Origin of the sequence: Roseomonas gilardii subsp. gilardii (assembly GCF_023078375.1) — a bacterium.
Taxonomy (GTDB): Bacteria; Pseudomonadota; Alphaproteobacteria; order Acetobacterales; family Acetobacteraceae; genus Roseomonas; species Roseomonas gilardii.
The window spans coordinates 830,964-843,715 of record NZ_CP095554.1 but is presented as its reverse complement, the minus strand read 5'-3'; the positions used below and the strand labels follow the sequence as shown (position 1 = coordinate 843,715).

General features: G+C 70.8%; 12 protein-coding genes, 1 pseudogene and 1 riboswitch. Of the genes and pseudogenes, 12 read left to right on the top strand and 1 reads right to left on the bottom strand.

Annotation, left to right across the window (positions count from 1 at the left end; translation table 11 throughout):
* Window position 1 precedes the first annotated feature (1 nt).
* The 10 genes and pseudogenes from MVG78_RS03935 to MVG78_RS03890 all read left to right on the top strand — a co-directional run bounded on the left by MVG78_RS03935 (window position 2) and on the right by MVG78_RS03890 (window position 9,249).
* Complete coding sequence (locus tag MVG78_RS03935; protein WP_247558375.1) at window positions 2-646, top strand: DUF1826 domain-containing protein; 645 nt, start codon at window positions 2-4, stop codon at window positions 644-646.
* Complete coding sequence (zigA, locus tag MVG78_RS03930) at window positions 636-1,841, top strand: zinc metallochaperone GTPase ZigA (RefSeq protein ID WP_247558373.1); 1,206 nt, start codon at window positions 636-638, stop codon at window positions 1,839-1,841. The genes MVG78_RS03935 and zigA overlap by 11 nt, the downstream gene beginning before the upstream one ends.
* Window positions 1,789-2,037, top strand: a pseudogene (locus MVG78_RS21695) (DUF6525 family protein); the annotation flags it as partial. The gene zigA and the pseudogene MVG78_RS21695, both read left to right, overlap by 53 nt.
* Before the next feature lie 219 nt (window positions 2,038-2,256).
* Window positions 2,257-2,551: riboswitch (cobalamin riboswitch) on the top strand.
* A 38-nt stretch (window positions 2,552-2,589) separates the two neighbouring features.
* Window positions 2,590-3,720 (top strand): ABC transporter substrate-binding protein, encoded by a 1,131-nt coding sequence (locus tag MVG78_RS03920; RefSeq protein WP_247558371.1) that lies wholly within the window; start codon window positions 2,590-2,592, stop codon window positions 3,718-3,720.
* A complete protein-coding gene (locus MVG78_RS03915) occupies window positions 3,717-4,817 on the top strand; it encodes a FecCD family ABC transporter permease (RefSeq protein WP_247558369.1) in 1,101 nt (366 codons plus the stop codon). The genes MVG78_RS03920 and MVG78_RS03915 overlap by 4 nt, the downstream gene beginning before the upstream one ends.
* Before the next feature lie 352 nt (window positions 4,818-5,169).
* Window positions 5,170-5,934: an ABC transporter ATP-binding protein gene (locus MVG78_RS03910; RefSeq protein WP_247558367.1), complete on the top strand. Its 765-nt coding sequence runs from the start codon at window positions 5,170-5,172 to the stop codon at window positions 5,932-5,934.
* Between the two features lie 230 nt (window positions 5,935-6,164).
* Window positions 6,165-6,959 carry a sugar phosphate isomerase/epimerase family protein gene (locus MVG78_RS03905; RefSeq protein ID WP_247558365.1) on the top strand — a complete coding sequence of 265 codons (795 nt, stop codon included), beginning with the start codon at window positions 6,165-6,167 and terminating at the stop codon, window positions 6,957-6,959.
* A gap of 81 nt (window positions 6,960-7,040) precedes the next feature.
* Complete coding sequence (locus tag MVG78_RS03900) at window positions 7,041-7,760, top strand: ABC transporter permease (protein ID WP_247558363.1); 720 nt, start codon at window positions 7,041-7,043, stop codon at window positions 7,758-7,760.
* Window positions 7,760-8,479, top strand: a complete 720-nt coding sequence (locus tag MVG78_RS03895) for an ABC transporter permease (RefSeq protein ID WP_247558361.1) — start codon at window positions 7,760-7,762, stop codon at window positions 8,477-8,479. Before MVG78_RS03900 ends, MVG78_RS03895 begins: the two co-directional genes overlap by 1 nt.
* Window positions 8,476-9,249 (top strand): ABC transporter ATP-binding protein, encoded by a 774-nt coding sequence (locus MVG78_RS03890; protein WP_247558359.1) that lies wholly within the window; start codon window positions 8,476-8,478, stop codon window positions 9,247-9,249. The genes MVG78_RS03895 and MVG78_RS03890 overlap by 4 nt, the downstream gene beginning before the upstream one ends.
* 103 nt (window positions 9,250-9,352) lie before the next feature.
* On the opposite strand, the gene MVG78_RS03885 is transcribed toward MVG78_RS03890, so the two are convergent.
* Window positions 9,353-10,681: a DUF4910 domain-containing protein gene (locus MVG78_RS03885; protein WP_247558357.1), complete on the bottom strand. Its 1,329-nt coding sequence runs from the start codon at window positions 10,679-10,681 to the stop codon at window positions 9,353-9,355.
* A 46-nt stretch (window positions 10,682-10,727) separates the two neighbouring features.
* Between MVG78_RS03885 and MVG78_RS03880 the strand changes: the two genes are divergently transcribed.
* Window positions 10,728-11,264: a dTDP-4-dehydrorhamnose 3,5-epimerase family protein gene (locus MVG78_RS03880; RefSeq protein ID WP_247558355.1), complete on the top strand. Its 537-nt coding sequence runs from the start codon at window positions 10,728-10,730 to the stop codon at window positions 11,262-11,264.
* 439 nt (window positions 11,265-11,703) lie between these two features.
* Entirely contained in the window at window positions 11,704-12,696 is a 993-nt protein-coding gene (locus MVG78_RS03875; protein WP_247558353.1) for a crotonase/enoyl-CoA hydratase family protein, read from the top strand.
* Window positions 12,697-12,752 lie beyond the last annotated feature (56 nt).

The following is a 12,752-nucleotide window of genomic DNA, read 5'->3' as shown; positions in this document are numbered from 1 at the left end:
CGTGTTCCTCAGCGAAGCCCTGACCGCGCCCGATGAAGGCGCCTTCCGCATCCTGGCCGCCGCCGATCCTGGCGTGCTGATGGAGGTGCGCCGGCCTGACGTGCCGCTCGCCATCTGGCAGCGGCCGCCGCCCGAACCCGGCGGCCTGCAGCCCCTGCTGCGCCTCGCTCCCTTCCGCGTCGCGGTGGAGGATCTGGCCGAGGATTGCGCCCTTCGCCTCGCCGCGAAGCTGCCAACAGCCCTGCCGTCCGCCCTGCTGCGCGACATCCGCTGGCTCTGCGTCAGCTTCTCCGTGATCCTGGGCCGGAAGCGCCTCCAGGCGAGGCTGGAGGGCATCACCGGCGATGCCTGCCGCCGTTTCCATGCCGATGCGGTGGGGCTGCGCCTGCTCTGCACCTATGCCGGGGCGGGCACGGAATGGCTCCCCCTGTTCGGGGCGGAGGCCGCGCGTGCCCATGATCCATGCTGTGGCCCTGCTCCCGCACGCCTGGGCACCGGCGATGCCGCGATCCTCAAGGGCGACGCGCATCCCGCCGCACCCGGCCGCGGGCTGGTGCACCGCTCCCCGCCGATGGACGGCGCTCCCGTGCCCCGGCTGCTCCTCTGCCTCGACGAAGCCGGACGGATTCCGCTCCATGACCTCTGACACCCGCCTCCCCGTCACCGTGCTGTCCGGCTTCCTGGGCGCGGGCAAGACGACGCTGCTGAACCACATCCTCGCCAACCGCGAGGGAAAGCGTGTCGCCGTCATCGTCAACGACATGAGCGAGGTGAACATCGATGCCGCGCTCGTCGCCGGTGCGCCCTCGGCGGAAGGGATGCTGACCCGCACCAGCGAGAAGCTGGTGGAGATGAGCAACGGCTGCATCTGCTGCACTTTGCGCGAGGACCTGATGGTGGAGGTCGCGCGCCTGGCGCGGGAAGGGCGCTTCGACGCGCTGGTGATCGAGAGCACCGGCATCGCGGAGCCCATGCCGGTGGCCGCCACCTTCGACTTCCGCGATGAGGAAGGGCGCGGCCTGGGGGACCTGGCGCGGCTGGACACGATGGTGACGGTGGTCGATGGCCCGGCCTTCCTGCGCGACTACGGCTCCGCCGACACGCTGCGCGCCCGGGGGGAAACGGCGGGCGAGGAGGATGACCGGCTGCTGGTGGACCTGCTGGTGGAGCAGGTCGAGTTCGCCGACGTGCTGGTGATCAACAAGACCGACCGCATGGACATGGCGGAGCGGGAGCGGCTGGCCGCGCTGCTCGCCACCTTCAACCCCGGGGCCGCCATCATCGCCGCCGACCACGGCCGCGTCCCGCTGCCCGAGGTGCTGGGGACCGGGCGTTTCGACTTCGCGCGGGCGCAGCGCGCGGCGGGCTGGGCCCAGGCCCTGGCGGGCGGGCATCTGCCGGAAAGCGAGGAATTCGGCATCCGCTCCTTCGTCTGGCGGGCGCGGCGGCCGCTGCATCCGGCACGTTGGAAGGCCCTCATCGAATCCGACCTGCCGGGCGTTGTGCGGGCCAAGGGCTTCTTCTGGCTGGCCACGCGCATGAACTGGGCGGGCTCCTGGCAACTGGCCGGGCAGGTCGGGCGGCACGAGGCGGCGGGCTACTGGTTCGCGGCGGTGGACCCATCCCGCTGGCCGGACGATCCGCCATGGCGGGACGGTATCCGCGCGCAATGGCAGGAGCCTTTCGGCGACCGGCGGCAGGAGGTGGTCTTCATCGGCGCCGGCATGGATGAGGCGGCACTGCGCCGGCGGCTCGATGCCTGCCTGCTGACGGAGGCGGAGATGCGGGGTGGTTCGCGCGCCTGGGCGCGGCTGCCGGACCCTTTCCCGGCCTGGAACTGAGTGGGGGCTGAGCGGCGTGGCGGGGAACGACAACACCGTCCGGGAGGCGGTCTGGCGCCGCTGGGATGGCGACGGATGGGCCTGCTTCGATGCCCTGCCGCCCGCCGTGCGCCGGCGGATGCGGGAGCATGCCTATGATGCCTGGGCGGTGAACGCGCATCTCCTCTGGCGGCTGTGGCGGCGGCGCCATGCCTCCTCGGAACGGGCGGAGCGCCTGCTGTTGCGTCATCTCGACCGTTGCGAGGCGCTGGAGCGCGCGGGTTTCGACGCCGCGCACCGGCAGCGCTATGGCACGGGCCTGCCGCATGTGCTGGCCGGCGTGCCCGTGCTGCGCGATGGCACGAGGCATGAAGGAGCGGGGAATGGCGCGCCACGGCCGACGCGGCTTCGCCTTGCCCGCCGGCCCCTGCGCGGGATAGGTTGGCCCGTCGACGGTCCCGCGCGAGCGGGTGAAAAGGGAAGGCCGTGCGCTCCGGCCGGGCCTCGCGCCCGGGAGCAAGTCGGCCGCTGCCCCCGCAACTGTCAGCGGTTCTCCGCTGGCCCGTCCGCCCTGCCGCCCCTTCCGGATGCGGCCTGGCGGGTCACTGAGCCTTCGTCCCTCCGCGAGGAGGCCGGGGCCCGGGAAGACAGGGCTGGCGAAGCCGGCATGGCGCCCCGCGCCGCTGCCGGAAGCCGCGAGCCAGGAGACCTGCCGTCGTCGCTTCACCAGGCCGCCGGGCGGGGTGCTCCGGAGGCGGGAGCCTGATTCATGCCGTCCTTTCCGATGCTTTCCGCCCAGGCCGGTACGCGCCGGGGCAGGCCGCTGCGGCGCCTGGCCGCCCTCGCCGTCGGGGTGGGCCTTGCCCTGTCCGGCGCCATGGTGCGTCCGGCGGACGCGGAGCCGACCCGCTACCCGCTGCACATCCGCAACTGCGGGCTGGACCTGACCTTTCCGAAGGCGCCGCGCCGGGTGGTCTCCATCGGCCAGTCGGAGACGGAGATCCTCTACGCCCTCGGCCTGGGCGACCGGATCGCCGGCACCGCGCTCTGGGTGGAGCCGGTGCTGCCGCAATTCGCCGGGGAGGACGCCAAGGTCCGCCGCCTCGCGGACAATGATCCGAGCTTCGAATCCGTGGTGGGCCAGGAGCCGGATCTCGTCACCGTGCAGCTCGAATGGCATGTCGGGCCGCGTGGCCGGGTCGGGCGGCGGGAGCAGTTCACCGATCTCGGCATTCCCACCTACATCTCGCCCTCGGACTGCACGGGCAAGGACAATTCCGGCAGCGGCGACGGGGTGCGGAGCCAGCCCTACACGATGGAGCTGCTCTACCAGGAGATCGAGGAGCTCGCCGCGATCTTCGACGTGCAGGACCGCGGCGCCGCGCTGGTGGCGCAACTGAGGAAGCGCGAGGCCGATGCCGTGGCAGCCGTCGCCTCGGTGAAGGCGCAGGGCCTGCCGGTGGTCTTCTGGTTCTCCAGCCGCGACGTGAAGGGCGATGCCTTCGTCGCCGGCGCCAATGGCGCGCCGGGCTACATCGCGCGGCTGCTGGGCCTGCGCAACGTCATCCACACGACCGAGGAATGGCCGACCGTGAGCTGGGAGGCCATCGCCACCGCCAACCCCTCGGTGATCGTGATGGGCGAGATGACGCGCCGCCGCTTCCCCGCCGATGACGTGAACGTCAAGCGGCACTTCCTGGAGACGGACCCGGTCACCAGCCAGATGCCGGCGGTGCGGGCGAGGCGCTTCGTGGTGGTGGGTGCGCAGTCGATGAACCCGACGCTGCGCACCATCGACGGAATCGAGGCCGTGGCCAGGGGCATCCAGGCTCTGGGAGAGCAGGGCCCGGCCGGCCAGGGCGCAGGAGCCCCATCCCAGGGAAGCGGGACGAAGCCGTGAGCGGCCTGGCCAGCGACGGCCTGCCGCTGGAGGCCACCCGGCCGGCGATCCGCGGCCTGGTGACGGCCCGGCCCGGCACCACCGGCCAGGCCGCCCGGCTCGTGCTGGCCCTGCTGGCGCTGCTGCTGCTCGGCCTCTGCGTCGCCCTGGCCGTCTCCTTGGGCGAAATGCCGGTGCCTCTCGCCACCACGTTCAAGGCGCTGGCCAACCGGCTCCTCGGCGCGGGCTACGAGGTCAGCCGCATCCAGGAGGGGGTGATCTGGGACTACCGGCTCAGCCGCGCCCTGATGGCGGCCTGCCTGGGCGGCGGACTGGCGGTGGCGGGGGCGGTGCTGCAGGCGCTGCTGCGCAACCCGCTGGCGGAGCCCTATGTGCTGGGCATCTCCGCCGGGGCCTCGACCGGGGCCGTGGCGGTGGTGGTGCTCGGCCTGGGCGGCGGGCTGGTCTCGCTCTCCGGCGGCGCCTTCTTCGGGGCGCTGGCCGCGCTGCTGGCCGTGGCCGCCCTGGCCTCGGCCTCCGGCGGCGGGGCGGAGCGGGTGATCCTGGCCGGCGTCGTCGCCTCGCAGCTCTTCAACGCCATCACCGCCTATGTCGTCACCACCGCGGCGAATGCGGAACAGGCGCGCGGGGTGATGTTCTGGCTGCTCGGCAATCTCAGCGGCGTGCGCTGGCCCGACCTCGCCCTCGCGGCGCCCGCCGTGCTGGCGGCGAGCCTCGTCTGCCTGTTCCAGGCCCGGGCGCTGGATGCCTTCACCTTCGGCGCCGATGCGGCGATGACGCTGGGCATCCCGGTGGGGCGGGTGCGCGCCCTGCTCTTCGCGGTGACGGCGGCGATGACCGCGGTGCTGGTGAGCATCACCGGCACGGTGGGCTTCGTCGGCCTCGTGGTGCCGCATGCCGCGCGCTTCCTGGTCGGCCCCTCCCATGCGCGGCTGCTGCCGGCCTCGCTGATCATGGGGGCGATCCTGGCGGTGATGGCGGATATCCTGTCGCGTATCCTGGTGCCGCAGCAGACCCTGCCGATCGGCGTGGTGACGGCCCTGTTCGGCGCCCCGGCCTTCGCCGTGATCCTCTGCCGGTCGCGCCGTTCGGCATGAAACCGGTGGTGCTGCGTCGGGCATCCCGGGGGGAAGGCTCCGCCTTTCCCCCGGACCCCCTATCCGCCAGGACCCTGCGGGCCCTGGACCCGGTTCGTTGGCGCCTGCTGACGCCGGAGCGCGCCGGAGAGCATCGCTCTCCGGCGACTGCCGGTGCCGCCAGCGCGGACAAGATGTTTTTCTTCTTTTCGGGAGCCCCGCTGATCCACCTGCCCTCCGGGATCAGGCCACGGGCTGACCTTGTCACCCGGCGCCCACTCAAGGCGGGGTCTGGGGAGATACCATCTCCCCAGCGGAGGGGGGCCGGGGCGAGGCGGAGCCTCCCCCGGGGCCTGACAAGGGTGCCCCACCGGTGAGCATCGTGGCGGAGCGCGTCTCCTGGGGCAGCGGTCGGCGGATGATCGTGGATGGCGTGACGCTGGCCGCCCGGCCGGGTCGCATGCTGGGGCTGCTCGGCCCCAATGGCTCGGGCAAGTCCAGCCTGTTGCGCCTGCTCGCCGGGCTGCGCCACACGGCGAGCGGCGTGGTGACGCTGGGCGGCGAGGATATCGCACGCCTGTCGCGCGCCGCGATCGCCCGGCGCGCCGCCTTCGTCGAGCAGCATGCCGTGACCGAGGCGCCGGTCACCGTGCTCGACGTGGTGCGGCTCGGCCGCGTGCCGCATCGCGGCCCGTTGTCCGGCTGGACGGAGGCGGACGAAGCCGCGGTGAACGCCGCGCTGCGGCAGGTGGGGCTGGAGGCGCTGCGCGAGCAGCGCTGGCAGACCCTCTCCGGTGGCGAACGGCAGCGCGCGCAGATCGCCCGCGCCCTGGCGCAGACACCGACCGAGCTGCTGCTGGACGAACCGACCAACCATCTGGACATCCGGCACCAGCTCGACCTGCTGCGGCTGGTGGCGCGGCTGCCGGTGACCAGCATCGTGGCGCTGCACGACCTGAACCTCGCCGCCATGTTCTGCGACGAGCTGGCGCTGATGCAGGGTGGCCGCGTGGTCGCCGCCGGCAGGCCCGAGGCGGTGCTGACCGAGGAGCGCATCGAGGAGGTCTTCGGCGTGCGGGCGCGGGTGGGGGTCTCGGCCCTGCATGGGCGGCTGCTGGTGCAGTTCCTGCCGGGATAGGGGCAGGGCGTGTGGGCGGCCTGTTGCAGGGGCCGGCGCTTCATTGACCGGGTTGATAGGTAACCCTACGGTTACTTCGGCGGAAACGGCCGCGCCGGGCATCGGCCTGGGGAAAAGACGGCCAGAACCGCGAGGGAGAACGTCATGCAGGCATCCTGCATCACCCGGCGCGGCCTGCCGCCCCACGGCCCGGCACTGCCCTGACCATGGCGGAACCCGGGAAGCCCACGATGCGGCGCGCCTTCTCCACGCTGGGTTGCGCGGAGCTGGCGCTGGAAGAAGTCCTGGCCCTCGCCGCGCGGCACGGCATCCCCTGCGTGGAGCTGCGGGCGCTGGAGGGCACGGTGAAGCTGCCCACCCTGTTCGAGAGACGCTATGGCAGCCCGGAGCGCCTCGCGGCACGGCTGGCGGAGGCGCCGGCACGGGTGGTGTCGATCGGCACCTCTCTGCGCCTGATCGGCAACACGCTGGAGGACCGGGGGGCCTTCCTCCGTTTCCTGCCCTGGGCCGAGGCGATGGGTGTGGACAGCCTGCGCGTCTTCGATGGCGGCCGCATCGGGGATGTGGCGGGGCTGGAGGAGGCGCGGGAGGCCCTGTCCTGGTGGCGGAGACTACGGCGGGAGCGGGGCAGGCGGGCGGAGATCGCCGTCGAGACGCATGATGCGCTGGCCGATCCCACGGCGCTGCGCCGCTTCCTGGAGATGGAGCCCGGCTGCCCGATCCTCTGGGACTCCCATCACACCTGGCGCAAGGGCGGCGCGCATCCGGCCGAACTCTGGCGGATGCTGCGCCCGCATGTCGCGCATATCCATGTGAAGGACAGCCTCTCGCGGCCCAGCGAGCGCTTCGACTACAGCTATGTCCTGCCGGGGGAGGGAGAATTCCCCATGCAGGCGCTGATGGCCGCCCTGCGGGCGGATGGCTATGCCGGGTTGCTGAGCCTGGAATGGGAACGCCTCTGGCATCGCGACCTGCCCGATCTGGAAACGGCCCTGGACACCGCGGAACGGAGGCGCTGGTGGTGAGGGTGTCCCAGGCCGCCCCTCCCGCTTGATTCTTGCTCCCAGGCTCCGTCTGCGGCCTGATGGCGCAGGAACAGGAGCCACATGACCCCCCCGGGCTTCCTCGATCTGATGGGATTCGGCCCGCAGGGCTGGGGCAGCGCCATGCTGCTGGCCGCACTGGTGACGCTCGCGGTCGCCCTGTCCGGCTTCCTGGTGGGGCTGGCGATCGGGGCGCTGGGTGCCTGGGCCAAGCTCGGTGGCGGAAGGCTGCTGCGGACCCTGGCGGATGCCTATACGACGGTGCTGCGCGGCATTCCTGAGCTGCTGGTGATCTACCTCTTCTATTTCGGCTCCTCCGCCGTGCTGACGCCGCTCGCGCATCTCCTGGGCGCCGGAGGCTTTTTCAGCCTGCCCGGCTTCCTCGCCGGCACGCTGGCGGTGGGAGTGGTCTGCGGCGCCTATCACACCGAGGTGCTGCGCGGCGCCTTCCGCGCCGTGCCCGTTGGCGAGATCGAGGCCGCGCTGGCCGCCGGCATGCCCCGCCTGCTGCGCCTGCGCCGCGTCGTCGCGCCGCTGGTGCTGCGCCATGCCCTGCCGGGGCTGGGAAATGTCTGGCAGATCGTGCTGAAGGACACCGCCCTGATCTCCGTCACCGGCGTGGTGGAGCTGATGCGGCAGGCGCAGATCGGCGCCGGTTCGACACGGCAGCCCTTCAGCTTCTTCCTGGGGGCGGCGATCCTCTATCTTGTCATCTCCTCCCTCTCCGGCTGGGGCCTGCGGCGTGCCGAGCGGCAGGCCCTGCGCGGGCTGCGGAGAGGCTGATGGACCTGCCCTTCCTCGCCGACACCTTCCTGCGCCTGCTGGCCGGGGTGCCGCTGACGCTGCAACTGGCGGCGAGCTCGGTCGCCCTCGGCGCGGTGCTGGCGCTGCTGCTGGCGGCGATGCGGCGGTCCGGCCGGCGCTGGCTGGACTGGCCGGCGCGCCTCTACATCTTCGTCTTTCGCGGCACGCCGCTGCTGGTACAGCTTTTCCTGATCTATTACGGCCTCAGCCAGTTCCGGGAGATCCGCTCGACCTTCCTCTGGCCGGTTCTGCGCGATCCCACCTGGTGCGCGGTGATCGCGCTGACCCTGAACACCGCCGCCTATGGCGGAGAGATCATCTGCGGCGGCCTCGCCGCGGTGCCGCAAGGGCAAATGGAGGCCGCGCGGGCCGCCGGGATGGGGCGCTGGCTGCTGCTGCGGCGCGTGGTGATGCCTCTGGCGCTGCGGCAGGCCCTGCCCGCCTATGGCAACGAGTTGATCCTGATGGTGAAGGCCACCTCGCTCGCCTCGATCATCACGCTGATGGAGATCACCGGCATCGCGGCGAAGCTGATCGCGCAGAGCTATCGCACCATCGAGGTCTTCGCCGTGGCGGGGGCGATCTACCTCGCCATCAACTTCGTGCTGACGCGCCTCGTGCATGCGCTGGAGCGCCGGCTGAATCCCGGACGGCCCGCATCCCTGGCGCTCACCATCGGGAAGGGAGGGACCGCATGAGCAAGGTGCCCGTCATCCGGCTGCGGGACCTGCGCAAGAGCTTCGGTCCGCTGGAGGTGCTGAAAGGCATCTCGCTGGAGGCAAGGCGGGGCGAGGTGCTGTCGATCCTCGGTTCCTCCGGTTCCGGCAAGTCCACCCTGCTCCGCTGCATCAACATGCTGGAGGTGCCCGACAGCGGCGAGGTCAGCATCGCGGGCGAGGCGATCGCCCTGCGCCACACGCGGCATGGCACACGCCCGGCGGATATGCGGCAGGTGAACCGCCTGCGCACGCGCATCGGCATGGTCTTCCAGAGCTTCAATCTCTGGTCCCATCGCACGGTGCTGGAGAACCTGATCGAGGTGCCGGTACATGTGCAGAAGCGCCCGCGCGCGGAATGCATCGCCGAGGCGGAGGCACTGCTGGAACGCGTCGGCATCGCCGACAAGCGCGACCACTATCCGGCGCATCTCTCCGGCGGTCAGCAGCAGCGCGCCGCCATCGCCCGCGCCCTGGCACAGCGGCCGGAGGTGATGCTCTTCGACGAGCCGACCTCGGCCCTCGACCCGGAACTGGTGGGCGAGGTCCTGCGCGTCATGCGTTCCCTGGCGGAGGAAGGACGCACCATGCTGGTGGTGACGCATGAGATGGGCTTTGCCCGCGACGTCTCCTCGCGTGTCGTCTTTCTGCACCAGGGGCTGATCGAGGAGGAAGGCAAGCCGGCGGAGATCTTCGGCGCCGGACGTTCGGAGCGGTTGCGGCGCTTCCTCGCGGGCGGTGACCATTCCTGAGCAGCCCGGCCCGGTTCCTGATGGCGGCCCCCGGGGGGCAAGGCCCTGCCTCTCCCACGACAGGCCGCCATGACGCGCAACGGCCAGGACGTGCGGCCGGCCGTCAGCCTGCCGTGTCCTGCCCGATCACCCGGCCTTCTGCCGGCACCAGCAGCCCGGCCTCCGACAGGGCCCGTGCCGCCGCCGCCACGGCCGGGAAGGGCTTGCCCGCCCGCTCCGCGATATCCAGCAGGGAGTGCGTGCCGTCGGCGAGGTTCAGCACCCAGAAGACGGTCATCTGGTCGAAGCGGGCGCGTGCATCCTCCTGGTCGTGCTGGCCGCCGATGGCCTTGTAGAGGCCGCGCCGGCCGAGCTGCGGCTCGCCATAGGGCTGGGTGTTCAGCGGTATGTAGTCCGCCTCCGCCATCGCCACGATCCGCTCCAGCGCCATCAGCGAATGCTCCAGTGATTCCGGCTTCACCAGAGAAGGGTTGTCGGCGGAGGTGTGGTATTCCGGGAAGGTACCGTTGGGCGAGCGCATCAGGCAGCCGACCGGCAGGTTGAAGCCGGGCGAGCAGTACTGCCGCTCGTCATAGCCATAGGGGATGAAGGGCAGCACGCGCTCGGCGAAGCCTTCCTCCGCCAGCACATGCGTGGCGTAACGGTCCACCCGTGCATCGCCGCGGCGGGACCGCTTGTAGGTCAGCCCCCCGGCATCACCCAGGCAGCTCAGCACCAGCCCGTGCCGGACCCGCCCGACCGTGTCGCGGTTGCGCGCCAGCCAGGTGATGGCGCCGATCGTGCCGGGCAGGAAGACGAAGCGCAGGCCCAGCTTCCGGCCGTTCCGCCGCTTCTGCGAATCCGCCAGCGCCATGGCCACGGCGATGGAGGCAAGGTTGTCGTTGGCCAGCGAGGGGTGGCAGCAATGGATGGAGAAGAGGAACTCCTCCCCGCTCTCGCCCGGCAGGAACAGCTCGCCATAGCTGAGCGCGCCCGGCGCCAGGGTGGTGTCCACCACGACGCGATAGGCCTCGTCCCGCATCGCGTCGCGCTGGTTCTGCGACAGGCAGAACCCCCAGCTCCGGGCGTAGTAGCCGGTGCGGTAGGGGATGAGGCCGGGCTGCTCCGGCAGGCTGTGCAGGTGCCGCTCCAGCTCATCCCGTGGCACCACCCGGTCCACCGGCAGGCTGTACTGCACGAGATGCAGGTTGTTGTCGCGGAAATCCACCACGGTCTCGCCGTTCAGGCGCTCGATCCGGGCGCCCCGCACCGTCCACTCCTCCGGCACTTCCCAGTCCAGCACCGGCGTACCGCTGGGCACCTCGTGGATCTCCAGTCCGATCCGGTCGGAGATGTAGCGCAGCGTCTGCCGGAGGCCCGCCCCGGTGATGCTCCGGCAGATCGGGAACAGCGCCTCCACATGCCCCTGCATTTCCTGACCCAGCCCGCTCATCGGAAAACCCTTCGCTTCATCTCAATATTGGTATAAAGACAATAAAATGATCTTCCAATCTACCAGGATCGAAGGCCTCTGGGCCATTGTGATCGAGCGCCACCGCGACGAGCGGGGCTCCTTCGGCCGCACCTTCTGCGAGAAGGAGTTCACCGAGCGGGGCCTCAACGGCCGCTTCGTGCAGAGCAGCACCTCCGTGACGCGGCGGGCCGGGACGCTCCGGGGCATGCACTACCAGCGTCCGCCCTATGAGGAAGTGAAGCTCGTGCGATGCGTCCGTGGCACGATCTTCGACGTGGTGGCGGATGTCCGGCGGGATTCGCCAAGCTTCGGGAAGTGGCAGGGGTTCCACCTGGGGCAGGATGAGGATCTGAGCCTCTATATCCCCACCGGCTGTGCCCATGGCTTCCTGACCCTGACCGACGATGTGGAAGTGACCTACAGCATGTCCACACCCTTCGCCCCGGGTTTCGCGGACGGGTTCCGCTATGACGATCCGGGCTTCGCCATCGAATGGCCCGCCGCCCCCAGCCTGGTGGCCGAGAAGGATCTGGCCTGGGCCCCGTTCGGGACAGGGGCCTGAGCCATCTCCGACGGTGATGCCCACAGGCGCCACCGTCACCCGCCGTCCGGGGACATCCAGGCCCGGCCAAGACGGCGGCCCGGCACCATCCGCCAGCCATCGAGCGAAAGAGCGCCGAGATGGAGCGCACGGGAAGAGCTCCGACATCGAAGCGGAACCCCGGTGCCGGGGATTGCGTCCCCCTTGCGGCCGGATCGGGCCCCATGGCCCCCGAAGCACCTGGCACCGGCATCCACGGGGGAACACGAAGCATTCGCCATTTTGTTTCCTATAGGAAACAAATATCGGCGCTTCCTGCTTCTTCCCCTGTCACACAATTCCTTTCGCACGAAGCATTGCGGGCAAAGACGGCGAGGAGGGCCTTATTCAGAATGCCGATGCCTCCCTGCCCGCTCGCCGGGCGAAAGAGGTGTCCGCGTTCCTTTGGAAAGGCTTCCCCATGACCTACTTCCCCACCACTTCCTTCTCCAACCCGGCCTCCTTCTCCAGCTCGCCGGTGCAGCACCAGCTGGTGTCCGCCCGTATGGAGGTCCAGGGCCTCAGCCCCGTCGCCAGGGATGGCAGCCTGGTCCTGGACAAGGACTTCGCCGATATCCGCGTCCGGCTGGATGCCGAGGCCCGCACCTTCTGGTGCCGCCTGACCCCGCAGGGCCGGCCCTGCGTCTCCCCGGGTGTGCTGCGCGACCTGACCGAGATGCAGGCGGATGTCGCCCACTGGCTGGCCCAGGCCGGCGAGGAGAAGCGTCCTTTCGACTATTTCGTCGTCGCCTCGGGCATCCCCGGCATCTTCAACATGGGCGGGGACCTGAAGCTCTTCGCCGATGCGGTGCGCAAGGAGCAGCGGGTGCTGCTGCAGCACTACGCGCATCGCTGCATCGATGTGGTCTACAACAACCTCGTCAGCTACGGCGCCCCGGTCGTGACCATCGCGCTGGTGCAGGGCGACGCCCTGGGCGGCGGCTTTGAGACGGCGCTGTCCTGCAACCTGATCGCGGCGGAACGGGGCACCAAGTTCGGCCTGCCGGAGGTGCTGTTCAACCTCTTCCCCGGCATGGGCGCCTACAGCCTGATCGCCCGCCGCATCGGCGCCGTGCAGGCCGAGCGCATGATCCTGAGCGGCCGCATCTACACCGCCGAGGAGCTGCATGAGCTGGGCCTGGTGGACATGCTGCTGACCCCGGGCCAGGGCGACGAGGAGCTGCGCCAGTACATCGCCGGGCAGGGCCGCCGGCACAACGCGATGCAGGCGGTGTTCCGTGCCCGCCACATCGCCGCCCCGGTGACGCTGAAGGAGCTGCGTGACATCGTCGATGTCTGGGTGGACGCGGCGATGCGCCTGACCCCGGCGGACCTGCGCAAGATGGAGCGCCTCGCCGCGGCACAGGAGCGCCGGACCAGCCGGGACCGGGGGATCGGCATCGCGGCCGAGTGACGACCCGTCCCATGCCCATGACACCGGGCAAAGGAGAAGGACCGGCGGGGAGGCCC

Excerpts from the sequence above, each read along its gene's own strand:
- zigA (WP_247558373.1), top strand. The coding sequence starts at position 636 with ATGACCTCTGACACCCGCCTCCCCGTCACCGTGCTGTCCGGCTTCCTG.
- MVG78_RS03920 (WP_247558371.1), top strand. The coding sequence starts at position 2,590 with ATGCCGTCCTTTCCGATGCTTTCCGCCCAGGCCGGTACGCGCCGGGGC.
- MVG78_RS03905 (WP_247558365.1), top strand. The coding sequence starts at position 6,165 with ATGCGGCGCGCCTTCTCCACGCTGGGTTGCGCGGAGCTGGCGCTGGAA.
- MVG78_RS03900 (WP_247558363.1), top strand. The coding sequence starts at position 7,041 with ATGACCCCCCCGGGCTTCCTCGATCTGATGGGATTCGGCCCGCAGGGC.
- MVG78_RS03895 (WP_247558361.1), top strand. The coding sequence starts at position 7,760 with ATGGACCTGCCCTTCCTCGCCGACACCTTCCTGCGCCTGCTGGCCGGG.
- MVG78_RS03890 (WP_247558359.1), top strand. The coding sequence starts at position 8,476 with ATGAGCAAGGTGCCCGTCATCCGGCTGCGGGACCTGCGCAAGAGCTTC.
- MVG78_RS03885 (WP_247558357.1), bottom strand. The coding sequence starts at position 10,681 with ATGAGCGGGCTGGGTCAGGAAATGCAGGGGCATGTGGAGGCGCTGTTC.
- MVG78_RS03880 (WP_247558355.1), top strand. The coding sequence starts at position 10,728 with ATGATCTTCCAATCTACCAGGATCGAAGGCCTCTGGGCCATTGTGATC.
- MVG78_RS03875 (WP_247558353.1), top strand. The coding sequence starts at position 11,704 with ATGACCTACTTCCCCACCACTTCCTTCTCCAACCCGGCCTCCTTCTCC.